Origin of the sequence: Alteromonas sp. MTD1, from assembly GCF_042848195.1 — a bacterium.
Lineage (GTDB): Bacteria > Pseudomonadota > Gammaproteobacteria > Enterobacterales > Alteromonadaceae > Alteromonas.
The window spans coordinates 61,268-78,796 of record NZ_BTGG01000006.1 but is presented as its reverse complement, the minus strand read 5'-3'; the positions used below and the strand labels follow the sequence as shown (position 1 = coordinate 78,796).

Below are 17,529 nucleotides of genomic sequence, written 5' to 3'. Positions count from 1 at the left end.
CATCTTGATGCCTTGGTTTTCCACCGCGCAAAAAGCCACATACCGCGACAACTTTCTTGCTTCAATCCTGCGTTATATTCTCCTTCACTCCTGACAAGCATTTTCAAACCTAAACAAAAGGCCAAAATGCTATGTCTACTCGACGCGAACAGCGCCAAAAAGCGCAACAATTTATCAATGAATTAGCGGGCGAAGCGTACCCAAATTCAACTCGTCACTATGAAACCGGTAGCCGTGCCGATATCAATGTGGCCATGCGCCATATTCATCAGCACGACAGCTTGGTTGGCGGTACAGAAGAAAATCCACTCTTTGAGCCTAACCCCGCTATTCCGGTTTATGACACCTCAGGTCCCTATGGAGATCCGGCTCAGTTTATAGATGTTCATAAAGGGTTAGCGCCGCTAAGGCAGCCTTGGATAAACGAACGAAACGACACGATAACGCTTAACGGTGTATCGTCTTCGTTCGCTAAAGAACGAGAAAACGATATCTTCACCGAAGATTTCCGTTTTATTCGAGAGCGTAAACCACGTAAAGCGCAACCGGGAAAAAACGTTACCCAGCTTCACTATGCGCGCCAAGGCATTGTTACGCCAGAAATGGAATACATTGCCATTCGTGAAAACATGGGCAGACAAGCTATAACAAGCGCTGAGCTTACACAGCAGCATAAGGGTGAACACTTCGGTGCTAACTTACCTGAAACAATTACCCCAGAATTTGTGCGTGATGAGGTTGCGGCTGGGCGCGCCATTATTCCATGCAACATTAATCACCCTGAACTTGAGCCTATGATCATCGGGCGCAATTTCTTGGTTAAAATTAACGCCAACATTGGTAATTCAGCGGTTACTTCGTCTATTGAAGAAGAAGTAGAAAAACTGGTGTGGTCTACCCGTTGGGGTGCCGACACCATTATGGATTTGTCCACCGGCCGCAACATTCACGAAACCCGCGAATGGCTGCTTCGCAACAGTCCTGTTCCCCTTGGTACCGTGCCCATTTATCAGGCCCTTGAAAAGGTAAATGGCGTAGCCGAAGACCTCACTTGGGACATGTTTAAAGACACGCTTATTGAACAAGCAGAGCAAGGTGTAGACTACTTTACTATTCATGCGGGCGTACTGCTTGAATACGTGCATTTAACCGCTAAACGCGTTACCGGCATTGTGTCTCGCGGTGGCTCTATAATGGCGAAATGGTGTTTAAGCCATCACAAGCAAAGCTTTCTATATGAACATTTCCGCGAAATTTGTGAAATTTGCGCGCAATACGATGTGTCGCTTTCACTTGGCGATGGCCTTCGCCCCGGCAGCGTAGCCGATGCAAACGATGACGCACAGTTCTCTGAACTGCGTACGTTAGGCGAGCTAACCAAAATTGCGTGGGAATACGATGTTCAGGTAATGATTGAAGGCCCAGGTCATGTGCCTATGCACATGATTAAAGCCAATATGGAAGAACAGCTAACCCACTGTCATGAAGCACCGTTTTACACACTAGGCCCTTTAACCACCGACATTGCACCAGGCTACGATCATTTCACTTCAGGTATCGGTGCAGCCATGATTGGTTGGTACGGCTGCGCCATGCTGTGCTACGTAACACCTAAAGAGCACCTAGGTTTACCTAATAAAGAAGACGTAAAACAGGGCTTAATTACCTACAAAATTGCTGCTCATGCCGCTGATTTAGCAAAAGGTCACCCAGGTGCGCAAATACGCGACAATGCCATGTCGAAAGCGCGTTTTGAATTTAGATGGGAAGACCAATTCAACCTTGCTCTAGACCCTCATACTGCCCGTGCATACCACGATGAAACCTTGCCACAAGCATCTGGAAAGGTTGCGCACTTTTGTTCAATGTGTGGCCCAAAGTTCTGCAGCATGAAAATTTCACAGGAAGTGCGTGACGTAGAGAAAGAAAATCAGGCAAGAGAAAATCAGGCGAAACAAGAAGTAGCTAAACAAGCTGAGGCTAAGCAAAACGCAGCAGAACAGGCACAAGTAAAAAGCCAAGGTATGCAAGACATGGCAAAGGCCTTCAACGCATCTGGCGCCGAGCTTTATCACAGTGCCGACAGCAAGGTTGAACTGCCATGACAACGCACAGTGAAAAACGTCCTACCGTATGGTGCGTGGGTGGCGTTGACTCTAGTGGCGGCGCGGGAATAACCCGCGATGCCATTACGCTGGCAGATTTAGACGTACACGCATGTGCCATTACTACGCAAATCACCGTGCAGTCGAACACGATGATGGTAAACAGTGTACCTGTTAGGGCGTCGATACTTAACGAACAGTGGCAAGTGCTTGAACACGAGGGTACGCCCGCAGCAATTAAAATAGGTGCCATTGCTAACGATGAGCAAGCCTTATTGCTGTGTACGCGAATACAGTCGATGCAAACCCCACGACCTTTTGTGGTATGGGACCCCGTGCTTCGCACCTCAACGGGCGCAATGTTAACTGACTTAAGTGAAAACACTATTTCCACACTAGTAAGCACTGTGGATTTGGTAACACCTAATACGGATGAGCTTTGTGAGCTTACCGGGCTTTCCGTAAACAGTACTGAAACCCTACAAGCAGCGGCGCACGCACTGCTTGAAGGCGGTGCAAATGCGATTTTAGTAAAAGGTGGTCATGCGCAATGGCAAGACACCGTTAACGACTACTTCATTACCAGCGGCTATTTTCGCGTATTTCAGCAACCCAGAAACGCGAATGGTCGACTGCGTGGAACTGGCTGCATGTTAAGCAGTGCATTGTGTGCATTTGTCGTCAACGGTTACGACATTGACGACGCGCTTACCCTAGCTAATGCGTATGTTATGCACGTGCGCGAAAAGTCAGTATCTTCACTGTACCCGGCTTCAATGTGCTCTACGTCTTTATCAAATACAGCACGTCCTTCAAATACCGTAAACCTCTCGAACAGTACGCACCTAGCAAGAACCAACGGCTTCCCAGAGCAATCAGCGCTATTTCCTGCTGTTTTTACTAGCTGTGCCGAATACCAGCATTTTCAGCAACAGCGCTGCGGCAATCACGAAAATTGTAAAATTAATACTGCCCCGTTTGCCTCACTTACTAATGAAAACATGGGTATTTACCCTGTAGTAGACAGCGTTGATTGGATAAAAATGCTATTGCCCACAGGCGTAAAAATAATTCAACTGCGAGTAAAGGAAGGCTCGCCGCAGTATATTGCTGACCAAATAAAAGAGGCGGTTAGCATTACACAAAACACCCAGTGCCAGCTTTTTATCAATGACTACTGGGAGCTTGCCATAGAATTTGGCGCTTACGGCGTACATTTAGGGCAAGAAGATTTAGATAAAGCAGACCTTAAAGCAATACAAAAAGCAGGGCTACGCCTTGGTTTGTCTACCCATGGTTACGCGGAAATTCAGCGTATAAAAGCACTTCAACCATCGTACATTGCGCTTGGGCATATATTCCCCACTACCACCAAAAGTATGCCGTCACAGCCCCAAGGCATTAAGCGGTTAGCTAAATATGTAGCGCTGTGTAAGCCAACACCTACAGTGGCTATTGGCGGTATTGACTTCGACAGCATTCGCGATGTAGCGGCAACCGGCGTAAATAGCATAGCCATGGTGACCGCTATCACACGTGCAGAAAAACCTGTTAGTGCCTTCAAGCTGCTTTCGAAGGAGGCAGGCTTTGCTAACTAACCAAGACATAAAACGATATAGCCGTCAGCTTTTAGTTAGTGGTATTGAGGAAAGCGGCCAGCACAACATTGCTAGCGCACATGTCGTTGTAATTGGGTTAGGTGGGCTTGGAAGTTTGGCAGCACGATATTTAGCAGGTGCTGGTGTAGGACGCATTACGCTGGTAGATGGCGACATAGTTGATATTAGCAACCTGCAGCGGCAGGTTAGCTACAACGAAATGCACCTTGGTGACTTAAAAGCCAAAGCCCTTAGTAACGAGCTGTACAAAGTAAACCCGAACATAGATATTCATGCAAAATGCCTTTATGCAGACAGCAATAACCTACCAAGTTTAATAAATACCGCAAACTGCGTGCTAGATTGCACCGACAATGTAGCAATACGTCAACAAATAAACCAGGCATGTGTTGATGCACAAATACCCCTATTCATTGCTGCTGCCAGTGGAAGTGCCTGGCAAGCGCTTAACGTTGCTACTAACAAAGAAGGCGGGTGCTACAACTGCTTAGTTAACAGTATTCAGGTACAAGAAAACTGCATTACGCAAGGGGTTCTTGGCCCAGTAGTAGGTATGGCTGCATGCCACCAAACTACGCAGGCATTGCTGTACTTAGCTAGAAAAGACAACGCTAATTTAAAATGGGGGCACTACCTAACTGCAAATGCAGCCACAGGTGAAATACACTCTTTCTCTCTTCCTCGGTCTACTTACTGCAAGGTATGTTATGACAACCATTAATATTCACGTTAATAGCCAACGCCTAAGCGTTATCTCGCCCATTACTCTCACCGAACTTATTGCCTTAAAACAGCTTAACGATACTGGCACTGCCATAGCGATGAACAGCGCCATTGTGAGCAAAAAAGACTGGCCTAAAACCTTCCTAGAACAAGGCGACAACATTGACATATTCACTTTAGTGGCAGGAGGATAACTATGCTTACACTCGCCAATCATACGTTTACATCTAGACTGCTAACTGGAACCGGAAAATTCAGTCACCCGAAAGTAATGAAAGAAGCTATTGCAGCATCAAGAAGTGCTATTGTCACTTTGGCCATGAAGCGCGTAGCACAGAGTAGCGCTAGTGATAATACATTGGCGGCACTTCGGGATTTAGGCGTTACTTTACTGCCGAATACGTCTGGCGCTAAGAATGCCAGTGAAGCGTTATTTGCAGCAGAACTGGCTTATGAAGCCATTGGAAGCCAGTGGATAAAATTAGAGATCCATCCTGACCAACGTTATTTACTGCCAGACCCCATCGAAACATTAAAAGCCGCCGAAGCCTTAGTAAAGAAAGGGTTTCATGTGTTGCCCTACTGCGGTGCCGACCCTGTGCTATGCAAACGTTTAGAGGAAGTAGGCTGCGCTGCCGTTATGCCCCTGGGCGCCCCCATTGGCAGTAATCAAGGCCTTCAAACAGAGCCATTTTTAAACATTATTGTGGAACAAGCACGGGTGCCGGTAATTGTAGATGCTGGCATTGGTAAGCCCAGTCAAGCCATGCACGCCATGGAAATAGGGGTTGACGCTGTGCTGGTAAATACTGCGATTGCTACTGCACACAACCCTGTTGCTATGGCCGAAGCCTTTGCACAAGCTGTTGAAACCGGTAGGCAGGCATTTGAAGCGGGCCTTAGTAACAGCAGTAAGTTTGCCGAAGCTTCTAGCCCGTTTACTGCGTTTTTAAGTTCGTCAAAAAAGAAGACCTCAACAGCAGCCACCTCAAAAGCAGCCAGCCCAAATGCAGGCTCATCAGGGACAGGCCGTTCAAATATAAGCGGTTCAGACATTAGCGCTTCAGATAAAAGCGCTTCAAATAAAAGCACGGTGGAGTAACCTTTTTATGAATGTTGCTCAAACACTGTTAGCCCAAGATTTGTCGCATTTAGCGCTATCGATAAACAGCAAAACCACCAAGGACGTTGAACGTGCCTTGTGCAAAACCACGCTGCAGCTACACGACTTTATGGCACTAATTTCCCCTGCTGCAGCTCCCTATTTAGATGCCATGGCAGAGCGTGCTTACACGCTTACGCGCCATCGTTTTGGAAACACCATGCAGCTTTTTGTGCCGCTTTACTTGTCTAATTTGTGCGCTAATGAATGCACCTACTGTGGCTTTACCATGAGCAATAAGTTAAAGCGCACTACCTTGACCGTAAGCGACACCCTTACCGAGATACAAGCGATAAAAGACATGGGCTTTAGCCAAGTGCTGTTAGTGACGGGCGAACACGAAACTAAAGTAGGCATGGCCTATTTTGAAAAGATATTAAGTGCAATAAGGGAAAAGATAAGCTACCTAATGATGGAAGTGCAGCCTTTAAAGCAAAGCGAATATGCCACGCTTAAACAAGCTGGACTTGATGCCGTTATGGTTTACCAAGAAACATACTGTCCAATGCAGTATGCAAAATTTCATACACGAGGTAAGAAACAAGACTTTTTATGGCGGCTTGAAGCAACCGACCGCATAGGCGCGGCAGGTATAGATAAAATAGGTATTGGCGCACTGTTGGGGTTAGGTAACTGGCGGGTAGACAGTACCATGACAGCACTTCATGCACAGCTACTACAACAGCATTATTGGCAAAGCCGTGTTTCAATTTCTTTTCCGCGCCTTAGAAGTTGCGAAGGCAATACAACAGGTGGAAATACATATGCAAACAAACTGCTACCCAACGAGCAACAACTCCTACAGCTTATATGTGCCCACCGTATTTTTAACCCTTATGCTGAGCTCTCGCTTTCCACACGAGAGTCGGCACGCTTTAGAGACGGCGCGTTGCCGTTAGGCATTACGTCGATGAGTGCGGCCTCACAAACCCAGCCAGGGGGCTACAGCCAGCCTTCTACTGCACTTAATCAGTTTGATATTGACGATAACCGGCCAGTGGAAGAGGTGGTAACTGCCATTGTAGATAAAGGGCTGGAGCCCGTGTGGAAAGACTGGATGCCTTTTAACGCAACAGCTTGAAATAAAATAAAATATCTCATTTTGGCAAATAAAAAAGCCGTTAAGTATGCATTAGTTTTTTTATCTTAAAATAAGAAAAAATATGTTTTGCTTTCCGGTAAAACCCTCCGTACAATCCGCGCAAATTTTAGCCAGACCTAACAGGTAGCGTCTGGCTTTTTCATCTTAATTACCTCATATTATTACCATAACCTATTAAGGACACTGCGTTGGATACCGTAGAATTTATTCAAATTCGTAGATTTATCGTGAAGCTTGGAAAAATGCTGCACAAATACGGTACGCCTGCGTTTCGTCTTGAAGCCTATTTAGGTGAAGTAGCGCAATACCTTGGCGTACACGCGTCGTTTATCTCTACCCCTACATCGCTTACTTTTGTTATTTGGAGCGACCGTCACGAAGATGAGTACAACCATGCAGCCCGCCTTTTACCTGGCGAGCTAGACATGAACGCACTGTCGCTAACCGACGAATTAGCCAGTGAACTACTCGCCGGCAAAATGTCGCTAAGCGAAGCCGACAAACGCTTGAATGAAATTGATGCCATGGGCAGCCCCTACGGCAAACTTATTACCGGCGTTGCTTTCGCTATGGCCACTGGCGCCTTCGCCATGCTAATGGGGGCAAGCTGGAGTGAAATTGGCTGGTCGGGTGCACTAGGCCTTGTAGCCTACATATGGACACTATGGGCACAGCGCTCTAAGCGTGTGAACCTTATGCTTGAACCAGCAACAGCGTTTGTAGGCGGTATATTAGCGTGTGCCATCGGCAGCTATATCGACCCCGGCATAAACATTCCATTGGTGGTGCTGTCGTCTGTGATTGTGTTTGTACCAGGTTTAGCGCTAACCATGGGGCTAGCGGAATTGTCGTCGCGCAATATGGTGTCGGGTACGGCGCGTACTATGGACGCCATTATGCAGCTATTTAAACTGTATTTTGGTGCTTTTCTAGGTGTGTCGGTAGGCTTCAGCGCCTTTGGAGAAAACATTTATACGCCTGCTGAGTCTCTACCTTATTGGGCTACGTGGCTTGCAGTGTTCTTACTGTGCTTTGCCCTTGTTGCTATTTTTCGCACGCGTTTAAAGCACATTCCATGGGCGTTGGCGGCGGCGTTCATTGCCTACAGCACAACAGCGTGGAGCTCTGATTACATGAGCCCAGGGCTAGGCGCGTTCGTTGGTGCATTTGCACTTGGTATTTTTGCTAATGCATTTACTAGAATTGCCAACCAGCCAGCCACCATTGTAGCAATGCACGGCCTTATTGTGCTGGTGCCAGGGTCGAAAACCTATATTGGGCTTAACTCGTTTATGACCGGGCAAGACTTTGTAAAAGCCGATCATCTAGGCCAAGAAGTGTTCTTAATATTTATGTCGCTAGTGGCGGGGCTTATCTTTGCCAACGTGGTGGTACCTACTAAAAAGGCGCTGTAAGCGCCTATTTAATTTCAGGTAAATTTAGTCATAGCTTACTGCTTCACTGCTACCATTTATCCACCAGCTTCTTCACTATTTTCTGCGGTACAGCTTTAATCAATAACTACTTAAGCCGCCCCATTAACAACTATTTAAGCAGCTTAATTAGCGCCCTTCCCAAGCGAGCATTTAGTGCTCCTGCAGCAATGGCTTCGGCGGAATTTTCCATAAATTTCGCCGATAAGCTGCCACCAATCTGATTAGCCACTTCATCGGTAGCTAGGTCGAAAATGCCCTGAGCCGCAATATTTTGCGCCAGCACTTTAAGCAACTTCCAATTACCCGCAGTACCGGGGCGAAGGCCGTACACCTTTGCCATACGGCGTATGGTACGAAAGCTTATCCAAACAACGGCCAAGGTTTGAATTAGGTTATTTGGGCTTATAAACGCCAAGCTGCCCGCCGTTACCGACTCTTTATTTAACACCTTTTGCGCTTTTTCCTGCACCGGCGTTAGTAGGGTATCTTCGTATAACCCCAAAAGTTCTGCCGACGTCATATCGCTTTGACGCTGCTGTGAGTAACGTTCAAAACAGTGTGCAGCATAACTGTCTTTAGAAAAGCGCTTGCCATGCTTATTTAAAATGCTGCTTACCTTGGAAGGCGAAAAGTTTGCACCTTTATTGGCTAACATATCGCGTAATTGCTTAGCATCGTGCATTGCCGTATTTACTTGCTTGTAACCGCGCCACTCTCGAAAACTTAAAAAGCTAAAACAGCCTACAAAGCCTGCCAACATTGCACCTAACACACTGGTGCCAACAGGGTGCTGCGCCATACTGGCTGTTAGTGTGGTGTAGGCATCAAAAACGAAAAAGCCCAATATCGACAACACGCCAAGCCCTAAGGTAGCACTACCTAAAGACACGCCGGTTGAGGCGGTTTCAAGCTCCCATACGTCTTCCGTTATTTGCTTAGGTAACTTGGTTTCGGGCTGTGCAATATTTAACGTTTGTGTAGTCACTTTCGTTTTATATTCCGGCCTGCTTGGCGGGTTTTCTGATGACTTGCCACTCATAATTACTCTCCTTTGCCCAGTAAAAACTGAAGCAATCTATCTATGCCTTTACCTGCCAATATGCGTGCTTTAAAGTCGGCCGGCACATTTACACTTGGCACCGGAAAGTGACTTCCCTCTTCCATTTCTTTTAAGGTTTTAGGCAGCGGCTCGAAGGTAGATTCCACATACTGACCATCGTTATTGGTATAACGAATAGCGTCTTTATTTGCGCCTTCATCAGTTATCCGCATGGCCGACACTAAAAAATGCTCGAACTGAATGGGCTTATCGTTAAATCGAGCTCGAGCCCCTTCAGTAACTTGTGTAAGTAAACTTAATAAATTCTGCTGCTGATTTTCAGGGATAAGATCTGACTTCGTTGCGACAAAGGCTACCTTACCTATTTGTTGCTTTCTAAGCACAGTGCGCGAAAACCATCCGCTTTGCCCATACACAAAAGTATCGGCCAAATGGCTTAGCGTTTCTTTTAGCTGATAAAGATGCTGCCGGCTGTGATTCAACCCTTCAAACAAGTCGACTAAAATAATTTGCTTATCAGTTTCTTTAAAAATGGAATGCTTTAGTGGCGTTAGCCAGTTTTTTTGAAAGGCTGAATAATGTTTTTCAAAAGCCCTATACCAAGGATGCGACACATCGCTGGTAATACTTGAAGGTAGCGGCGTAAAACCAAACTCTTGCCAGTTAAAGTCGCTAGATTCTAATAAAAAACTGCCAGGCTGAAGTAGAGAAATGCCATTCGCCTTTGCCTGTACAAGATAATCGCGATAGTGAGTTACAAGCTGTTGAATTAACTGCGGTGTAGGTGTTTGTTCGAAGTCGAATTCGTTAACCACCTGCTTCCACGCATGGGCATAGTATTGCTGCGGCCCACTACTTAGCTGCGCCCATGCAGAGTCAGACCAATGCGCGTAAGTTTTATTAAGCATGGGAATATCAGTAATCCATTCACCGGGGTAATCAATAAACTCAAACACAACGTCACTGTGTGGCATAAGATGGCGTTTGATCGACGCGGTTTGCTTTAGTCGAACAACAAGTTTGAACCCATAAGCCTCTTCGGTGGCCTCTGGCCAATCACCTGCTTCAAGCGCCGCTATGTTTTTTAAATGAGGGAATGGCTTGTAACCTTCAATAGGTTCAATGTGCATATCAAGCACACGGGAAGGCGGTAAATACCGCAACAATGGCAGGCACGCTAGCCCTTCTTCACTTCGGCTTTTTAGCAGCGTTATAAGACTAGTAAAAAGCATCGACTTTCCACTGCGACTTAAGCCTGTAATGGTAAAACGGTGGGTTTCTTTGCTAAACACGTCGGCCAGAGTGTTACTGGTGAACGATGCCACAGCGCGCGTTTTTCCCATTAATGAAGAAGCTATTGTGTTTTGCATACTAACTTGTTGCACTCCTTACCTTTGCGCTTCTCTTGCTACATCTGCTTTCTTAAGCTTAATCCAATACAGTATATGTGGTTATTAACACATCAAAAAGCAAGGCAACAAACCCGTAAAACTAAGCTTTGCAGGGTTTGTCACTTCGAAAATGAAAAGAAAGGCAGGCAAAAATTAGTGGTCTTTGGTTAGCCCAAATAGTTTTTTCTTAATGCGGTTTTTGCTTGAATGCCAGTGATTCTTTGGCTTTCGGGGCGCGTTCTCAATGACGTGTTCGAAGTCGATATCATCTTTTTTCGTAGGCGGCACATGTGCACAAAAGAATGTATCAATTTGTGAATTGGCCAGCTTTGATAAGCTTTCGCGATACTGATTAGGATGACACAAAGGATATGGCGGCACCAAATCACCCTTCACCTGCACAAGTACATCGGCAATGTAGGCCTGCTGGGTAGGTATATGCACTAGTGATAAATCGTGATCGGTATGCCCTGGGGTATACATCACTTGCCAATCACTAAAACCTGGCAACGTTTGATTGTCGCGAAGTGTTAAGTCAGGCGCCAGAATAGGACTGTACCAAATGGGGGCTCTTGGCTTTCCAATGCGACTTGCCACCCACCATGTAAGCAATAAATCTATACCGTGTGCGGTGCGACCGGCGACACCAGAATACCAGTTAATGGCTTTCGGGTGCGACGCCACTTGTGCTCCGGTGCGCTTACGCAACAACATTGCACCACCAGCGTGATCGGGGTGCATATGAGTTACCACAACAAGCTTTAAATCACTTAACGGGCGCGACAGTGTTTTAGTAATGTATTGGCACACATTATCTACATCGGCTCTGCTACAGCCATCAAGCAACAAAATACCTTTCGAGTCTTCCACTAGATAGATGTGTTGAATGTAACCCGATAACGTGTGAATTTTCATAAACTAAGCCCTGCTGTTCGTGCCTGCATCCTATCAAAGCTCATCTGGTAAGACCAGATTCAGCAAACAAGTGTAGCATCAAATCCTTTAACCACATCAGTCCAGCCTCACCTTCTTGCTGACTATGCCAGTAAAGGTGTGTTTCCAATGCAGGCAGGCCATAAGGCAATTTGGTACTAATTAAGTTTGGTGCACTAACAGCGTCTGCCACCGAACCTGGCAATGTAAGCAGTGCATTAGTGTTGGCAACCACGTCGGCTGCAGCCCGATAATTTTGACAACGCCATAGCGCTGGGCGACTTACGCCAAGCTGTTGAAGCGCAATTTCTTCAACCGACGCCCCTTTTGCCCGGTTAGAAACCGTTATATGCCGCGCAGCCACGTACTTTCGTTTATCTAACCCTTTAGCCAACGGGTTATGTTTGTTCATCACTACGCGGTAGGTGTCGCGCCGTAATAGCGAGTGTGAAATGGGGGAAGCCACCGCACGACCAATGTCTATTACCAAGTGTAAATTGCGGTTTGTAAGGTCGGCTAGCATTGCATCACGATGTAAGCGAGTGCTTACTATTTGAACATTTGGCGCAACCTTTTCCAGTTTTGAAAGCAAGGTTGGCAGTACACCTAACTCTAGCGACTCTTGCATAGCGATAACAAACCGTTGATGGCTAGTAAGCGGGTTGAACTCGGTAAACTCGCCTAACGCTTTTCGAATATCATTCAGCGCGTTAAGTATTGCCGGAGCAAGACGTTCGCACGCAGCAGTTGGCAGCATGCTTTGCTTTTCTTTTACAAAAAGTGGGTCGCCCAAAATGTCGCGAAAGCGTCGCATGGCGTGACTTACCGCCGACGGTGTAATGTGTAATGCCTCTGCAACACGAGTCATGTTGCGGTGTTGCCACAGCGCTTCAAACACTTTAAGTAAATTTAAATCGAGTTTTTCAAACTGCCTGCTTTCTAACATTTCTACTTACCCTAAATATTGGGTGCTTTTTGAATTCATCATAACCGTAAGGTTATTCTTTTTTACGCTACTTCGGCACTGGAAACACCCAAAAGCAATGAATTAAATTCACAGAGATAAAGGATTATATTTCATTTCATTCATTAAACAACATTCACTACTATTAGGGATATAAGCTGTGCAATAGCACAATAACGTTTATCACATTGCCAATGTTAAAGGTGCCCTATGGATTTTTCGCATAACGACAAAACAAAAGCGCTACTAGAAAAGCTAGACGCGTTTATTGCCGAGCACATTGCTCCTATCGAAAACGAAGTATACGACTTTCATCACAAAGAAAATCACCACGCAAATTGGAAAGAATGGAAGCTTCACCCCGGCACAGAGGCGTTAAAGGCGAAAGCCCGTGAAGCTGGTTTGGCAAACCTGTTTTTGCCAGACGCAGAGCTTGGACAGGGATTAACTACTCTTGAATACGCTCCAATGGCTGAACGCATGGGCAGGTATTTGTTTGCACCAGAAATTTTTAACTGCAACGCACCTGATACCGGCAACATGGAAGTGCTTTATCACTTCGGTAGCGAAGCACAAAAACAACAGTGGTTAACGCCATTGCTGAATGGCGAAATTCGTTCGGTATTTGGCATGACAGAGCCTGACGTTGCATCATCTGATGCCACCAATATGGCTGCCACCATTATTGAAGACGGCGACGATGTTGTTATTAATGGTAAAAAGTGGTGGTCGACAGGGTTAGGTCATCCTAATGCTGCCTTCACCATTTTCATGGGGTTAAGCAACCCTGAAAACGATAAGCACAGCCGCCACAGCATGGTTATTGTGCCACTAGATACGCCGGGAATTACCATTAAGCGTATGCTTGATGCCTATGGCGATTATGATGCGCCTTATGGTCACGGCGAAATGCATTTCGACAATGTGCGTGTAAGCAAAGACAACTTAATTATGGGCTTGGGTAAAGGTTTTGCTATTGCTCAAGGACGCTTAGGGCCGGGCCGAATTCACCACTGCATGCGTGCAATTGGAATGGCAGAAAAAGCGCTTGAACTAGCACTTAAGCGCGGAAACGAACGCGTAGCTTTTGGTAAACCAATAATTCGTTTAGGTGGCAACTTAGAGCGCGTTGCAGATGCTCGTATGGCCATTGAGCAAGCGCGTTTGCTTACACTTCACGCTGCGTGGAAAATCGATAACTTAGGTGTTAAACACGCTATGACAGAAATCTCTGCCATTAAAGTAGTAGTGCCTAATATGTTGCAAAATGTAGTAGACATGGCGCTTCAAATTCATGGTGGCGCGGGTATGTGTAGCGACTTCCCACTTGCACGTTTTGCTGCTGGCGCACGCGCACTTCGTTTGGCCGATGGCCCTGACGAGGTACACAAAGGAATGGTATCGCGCTTAGAGTTGAAGAAGTATCAGTAAAATAAAGTACAAACAAAAAAAGCGGCGAAGTGAGGGCTACTCACTTACGCCGCTTTTTTATTAGGTTTATTCGCCGTTTCGAGCTTGCTCTTTACGCTCTTCGATATGCTGATGCAGCGCATCTAGCTTCGAGAAGCTTTCGTACAATTCAGGGTGCGTAGCTACTAGCGCAGCCACGTGCTTATAGGCATCTTCACGCTGATCTTTCGTAAGGAAAATGATTTGATCATCTGTGGGAAGACGGCTGATATCCAAGCCGGGTTTAGAAGATGACATTATTGCCGTTTGCGTTGCGATAGCACGAAAGTCTTTTACATAACGTGGCTCACATTGTTTCTTGGCTATCCTCGACCCCAATGTTCGATGATAGCTACACAGCACATCGTATTTAGCTACTTCGTTTATAGTGTTATACAAGTCCAAAAACTCAAAGCGTTGCTTGTCGAACGCTGCTTTAAGCTGCGCAATGGTCTTTTGACCTGTAACCTCAATAGTTTCAACCGTCCTCTTATCTGATTCTGGCTTGTCTACTTGGGCAAGCACAACGCTTGATGCAGAAAGTATTAAAGCTGTACTAAGCGCCTTGAAAATAAATGGAAGTGAAGTAATTGAAGCGTGTTTCATAAAAAATCCTTTTTCCTTGATATAACATCACAATAGCAAGCGCCTAACTTTTAAGCAAGACGCCTATATTTTAGTCCATAAAAAATTTCTTTCAGCTTAGAACTAACAACGTTATTCGCCATTCATTCCGGCTTCTTTTCGCGCTTTTATACGTTCGTGTATGGCATCAAGCTTTAAGAAGCTGTCTAACAACTTAGGATGAGTTGCCACTAGCGCTGCCACATGCTTATAAGCTTCTTCACGGGTATCTTGTGTTAAAAAGCGGAGCGTGTCGTCGTTAGGTAAACGGTTAAAGTCGATACCAGGCTGCGTTGACCACGTTTGAACAGTAAGCGCCCTAAAGTCAATCATGTAGCGTGGCTCACACAATTTTCTGGCTATTTGACTACCGGTAAACTTGCGCCATTTACAAATGACATCGAACTGCGCGTCGGTATTTACCGTGTTGTAAAGTTCGATAAATTCCATTTGTTGCTTTTTGAATGCACGCTTTAACTGTGGCGTAGATTTTTCACCCGTTATATCAATAGTTTCATAATTTCGGTCATTGGTTTGCGCAGCAAGGTAGCCACCGAAGAAAATAGATAGCGAAAGCACTGAAAACTTTATAGTGGACAAAAACAACTTATACGAATGCTTCTTCATTTAACACTCCATCATTTTAAACCCAGTTAAGAGTAGCAACGGTTGTGCTGTTAATCAGTTAATAAATTTTTAAATTCACTCTCTTCACATAACGTTTTAGTTGAGAAATAGTCAGAAAAAATGCGGCCTAAGCCGCATTTTTATTTTTATACTGCTCATCACACTAGAACGTATATGAGCCGCTCAACTGTGCGTTAATTCCAGCGCCGTAGAAGCCAACCGTATGTAAGCTATTTATATATTTTTTATCGAAAATATTATTAATATTAAATCGAACAGTGAAGTCTTCAGAAAACGCCTGTGAGGCATAAACGTTACCCAAGAAATAAGCGCCTTGGGTTACATTGTAGTCTACGTTGCTGATCTCAGACTGCCATCTACCACCAACACCCACTTCAATTTCTGGAGCCTGCGGTACGGTATAACCTAGCTGGAACGTTACTACGTCGCGCGGTGCCCATAGGTTAGCATCGTTGCCTTGCTCGTCTTCTACGTCGATAGCGGTATAAGACGCATTAATACGTAGTGCATCGGTTACCTGGCCGGCTACTTCAATTTCAAAACCGTTAGACTCTACCGACACGCCTTTGTAGTAGAACTGAAGCGTGTCTGGGTTAGTGCCTGCATAGGCCGCCAAATTATCTTGCTCTGCTGTGAAAAAGGCGAAAGTGGTAAGTAGTCTGTCGTCAAACCATTGTGCCTTTAAGCCAGCTTCAAAGTTCTTACCTTTAGTAGGGTCAAGGTACTGGCCGTTAATGTCGTACTGTTCTTGCGGCTGGTACACGTCCGAATAACTTACGTACGCGTTAATATCTTCAGTTACCGCGTAAGTAGCGCCAACATAAGGGCTGGCTTCGCTTTCTGAGTTATCGATAACCGCCCCGGCATTTTGCCCTGTACGCTCAAAATCAATAGCGTTAAAGCCAGCAATGACATGCATTTCATCGGTAATGCTAAAACGGGCTGAACCGAAGTAACGGGTTAGGGTTTGTTCAATGTTTGAATACTCGGAAGCCGCCAGCCACTCTGGCTCGGCAATCGCATCTAGCGCATAAGGGAACGCGGGTGTTGGCCCGTAAGCAGGTGTAGTGGCATAGTCAAAGGCGTGAACGAAAGATACGTCATCGCTGGTAGCGTGGCTTACTCCAAAGTTTACTTCGTGATTACGGCCAAATAGCGAAAAATCACCAAATACACGGCCTTCAACAAGATGAGAATCGCGCTCTGAGTCATAACGACCCGGCCAGCCAACCAGGCCTAAGCCGGTATCTTTATCAATAGCGCCGTAGGCGTAAAACAGTTTGCTTTGATCTTCAAAGTCGCGGTAGTTATAGCTAAGCAGTAGCTGCCAATCGTTGTCGAACACGTAGTCTAACTCTACAAAGGCATTGGTGGTTTCCGTATCCCATTTTGTCCACTCTTGGGTAGTGGTATCGCTAATGTCCCACTCGGCTTGGGTACCATCAGTGTAGTTAAACACCAGCCCGCCCCATGTGTTGCCATCCGTATTCGCATCTTGGTAAGACAACCCAAAAGTTACCGTAGCGTTATCGGTTAACTGGCCGTCGATTACACCGTAAACAAAGCTGCGATCGTTTTCCAAGCCATCTAGGTGCGACTCTTTATCTTCAACGCTTGCTACCACGCGGGCTGCCCAGCTGCCGTCTTCAGTAAGCAGCATTGAATAGTCGCCCTGTACGCGCTTAAAGTTATACGAGCCAATGCTTGCGCCAATTTCACCACCCTCTTCATTGGTTGGGCGCTTGCGCACATAGTTAATGGTACCCGAGGCGTTACCCACACCGGTTAGCAGGCCGTTAGCACCACGAATAACTTCAATTTCTTCATAACCGTACGCTTCAATAGCGCCGGTAACAATGCCCCAGTCGTTCGGCAGGCCCACGCCGTCTATTTGCGTGTTTTTAATTTCAAAACCACGGGCCGTATAGTTAGTACGGTTAGTCTCCCACTCTTCTACGTTAATACCCAGCGCAAGCTTTAGCGCATCATTAATGTTAAACGCGCCAAACGACTGCATTAAATCTTCAGACAGAATGCTAATAGACTGGGGCGTTTCGCTAATTTCCATGGTTAAGCCCGTTGCACCACGGCTAACGCGGTTTTGGCGAACGCCAACAATACGAATTTTTTCAACGTCTGCTTCTTTAACTTCTACTGTATTGCTTTGCGTTGTTTGCGCATTTACCGATAAAGCAAACGCGATAGGCGTTAGTGCAAATAAACTGCTTAATTTCATGGTGTTCTCTGCTATTGGTTTTGAAGTGTTTGTATGTTTTCGGGGCAGGAGTATAAAACAGCTTAAACTTAATTTAA

14 protein-coding genes and 1 pseudogene are annotated in these 17,529 nt (G+C 45.9%); 8 read left to right on the top strand and 7 right to left on the bottom strand.

Annotated elements, in window-relative coordinates; genetic code table 11:
* The first annotated feature begins 131 nt into the window (after window positions 1-131).
* From thiC to ACGHAV_RS09390, 7 genes and pseudogenes are all read left to right on the top strand, one after another.
* On the top strand, window positions 132-2,105 hold the full coding sequence (gene thiC / locus ACGHAV_RS09420; protein ID WP_390379541.1) for a phosphomethylpyrimidine synthase ThiC: 1,974 nt from the start codon (window positions 132-134) through the stop codon (window positions 2,103-2,105).
* Complete coding sequence (thiE, locus tag ACGHAV_RS09415) at window positions 2,102-3,703, top strand: thiamine phosphate synthase (RefSeq protein WP_390379533.1); 1,602 nt, start codon at window positions 2,102-2,104, stop codon at window positions 3,701-3,703. Before thiC ends, thiE begins: the two co-directional genes overlap by 4 nt.
* Window positions 3,693-4,445, top strand: coding sequence for a HesA/MoeB/ThiF family protein (locus ACGHAV_RS09410; RefSeq protein WP_390379529.1), 753 nt, complete (start codon window positions 3,693-3,695; stop codon window positions 4,443-4,445). Before thiE ends, ACGHAV_RS09410 begins: the two co-directional genes overlap by 11 nt.
* Window positions 4,432-4,641, top strand: coding sequence for a sulfur carrier protein ThiS (thiS, locus tag ACGHAV_RS09405; protein WP_390379526.1), 210 nt, complete (start codon window positions 4,432-4,434; stop codon window positions 4,639-4,641). Before ACGHAV_RS09410 ends, thiS begins: the two co-directional genes overlap by 14 nt.
* 2 nt (window positions 4,642-4,643) lie before the next feature.
* Window positions 4,644-5,405, top strand: a pseudogene (locus ACGHAV_RS09400) (thiazole synthase); the annotation flags it as partial.
* A gap of 151 nt (window positions 5,406-5,556) precedes the next feature.
* Window positions 5,557-6,690 carry a 2-iminoacetate synthase ThiH gene (thiH, locus tag ACGHAV_RS09395; protein WP_390379523.1) on the top strand — a complete coding sequence of 378 codons (1,134 nt, stop codon included), beginning with the start codon at window positions 5,557-5,559 and terminating at the stop codon, window positions 6,688-6,690.
* Window positions 6,691-6,899: 209 nt separating this feature from the next.
* On the top strand, window positions 6,900-8,126 hold the full coding sequence (locus ACGHAV_RS09390; protein ID WP_390379520.1) for a threonine/serine exporter ThrE family protein: 1,227 nt from the start codon (window positions 6,900-6,902) through the stop codon (window positions 8,124-8,126).
* A gap of 130 nt (window positions 8,127-8,256) precedes the next feature.
* Here the strand turns inward: ACGHAV_RS09390 and ACGHAV_RS09385 are convergent, their stop codons facing one another.
* The 4 genes from ACGHAV_RS09385 to ACGHAV_RS09370 form a co-directional block, all read right to left on the bottom strand.
* Window positions 8,257-9,186, bottom strand: a complete 930-nt coding sequence (locus ACGHAV_RS09385; RefSeq protein ID WP_390379517.1) for a DUF697 domain-containing protein — start codon at window positions 9,184-9,186, stop codon at window positions 8,257-8,259.
* 2 nt (window positions 9,187-9,188) lie between these two features.
* Window positions 9,189-10,577, bottom strand: coding sequence for a YcjX family protein (locus tag ACGHAV_RS09380; RefSeq protein ID WP_390379514.1), 1,389 nt, complete (start codon window positions 10,575-10,577; stop codon window positions 9,189-9,191).
* 174 nt (window positions 10,578-10,751) lie between these two features.
* Entirely contained in the window at window positions 10,752-11,513 is a 762-nt protein-coding gene (locus ACGHAV_RS09375) for an MBL fold metallo-hydrolase (RefSeq protein WP_390379511.1), read from the bottom strand.
* A 40-nt stretch (window positions 11,514-11,553) separates the two neighbouring features.
* Window positions 11,554-12,477 carry a LysR family transcriptional regulator gene (locus ACGHAV_RS09370; protein ID WP_390379508.1) on the bottom strand — a complete coding sequence of 308 codons (924 nt, stop codon included), beginning with the start codon at window positions 12,475-12,477 and terminating at the stop codon, window positions 11,554-11,556.
* Window positions 12,478-12,705: 228 nt separating this feature from the next.
* Here ACGHAV_RS09370 and ACGHAV_RS09365 point away from each other — a divergent pair, with 228 nt between their 5' ends.
* The gene (locus ACGHAV_RS09365; RefSeq protein ID WP_390379505.1) at window positions 12,706-13,926 is read left to right on the top strand and encodes an acyl-CoA dehydrogenase family protein; all 1,221 of its coding nucleotides are present in this window, start codon (window positions 12,706-12,708) and stop codon (window positions 13,924-13,926) included.
* 66 nt (window positions 13,927-13,992) lie between these two features.
* Here the strand turns inward: ACGHAV_RS09365 and ACGHAV_RS09360 are convergent, their stop codons facing one another.
* From ACGHAV_RS09360 to ACGHAV_RS09350, 3 genes are all read right to left on the bottom strand, one after another.
* Entirely contained in the window at window positions 13,993-14,550 is a 558-nt protein-coding gene (locus ACGHAV_RS09360) for a hypothetical protein (protein WP_390379502.1), read from the bottom strand.
* A 111-nt stretch (window positions 14,551-14,661) separates the two neighbouring features.
* The gene (locus ACGHAV_RS09355; protein WP_390379499.1) at window positions 14,662-15,195 is read right to left on the bottom strand and encodes a hypothetical protein; all 534 of its coding nucleotides are present in this window, start codon (window positions 15,193-15,195) and stop codon (window positions 14,662-14,664) included.
* A gap of 163 nt (window positions 15,196-15,358) precedes the next feature.
* Window positions 15,359-17,452, bottom strand: a complete 2,094-nt coding sequence (locus tag ACGHAV_RS09350) for a TonB-dependent siderophore receptor (protein WP_390379496.1) — start codon at window positions 17,450-17,452, stop codon at window positions 15,359-15,361.
* Window positions 17,453-17,529 lie beyond the last annotated feature (77 nt).

Coding starts and splice junctions, on each gene's coding strand:
- ACGHAV_RS09380 (WP_390379514.1), bottom strand. CDS start 10,577: ATGCAAAACACAATAGCTTCTTCATTAATGGGAAAAACGCGCGCTGTG.
- ACGHAV_RS09385 (WP_390379517.1), bottom strand. CDS start 9,186: ATGAGTGGCAAGTCATCAGAAAACCCGCCAAGCAGGCCGGAATATAAA.
- ACGHAV_RS09370 (WP_390379508.1), bottom strand. CDS start 12,477: ATGTTAGAAAGCAGGCAGTTTGAAAAACTCGATTTAAATTTACTTAAA.
- thiC (WP_390379541.1), top strand. CDS start 132: ATGTCTACTCGACGCGAACAGCGCCAAAAAGCGCAACAATTTATCAAT.
- ACGHAV_RS09350 (WP_390379496.1), bottom strand. CDS start 17,452: ATGAAATTAAGCAGTTTATTTGCACTAACGCCTATCGCGTTTGCTTTA.
- ACGHAV_RS09375 (WP_390379511.1), bottom strand. CDS start 11,513: ATGAAAATTCACACGTTATCGGGTTACATTCAACACATCTATCTAGTG.
- thiH (WP_390379523.1), top strand. CDS start 5,557: ATGAATGTTGCTCAAACACTGTTAGCCCAAGATTTGTCGCATTTAGCG.
- ACGHAV_RS09365 (WP_390379505.1), top strand. CDS start 12,706: ATGGATTTTTCGCATAACGACAAAACAAAAGCGCTACTAGAAAAGCTA.
- ACGHAV_RS09360 (WP_390379502.1), bottom strand. CDS start 14,550: ATGAAACACGCTTCAATTACTTCACTTCCATTTATTTTCAAGGCGCTT.
- ACGHAV_RS09355 (WP_390379499.1), bottom strand. CDS start 15,195: ATGAAGAAGCATTCGTATAAGTTGTTTTTGTCCACTATAAAGTTTTCA.
- thiS (WP_390379526.1), top strand. CDS start 4,432: ATGACAACCATTAATATTCACGTTAATAGCCAACGCCTAAGCGTTATC.
- thiE (WP_390379533.1), top strand. CDS start 2,102: ATGACAACGCACAGTGAAAAACGTCCTACCGTATGGTGCGTGGGTGGC.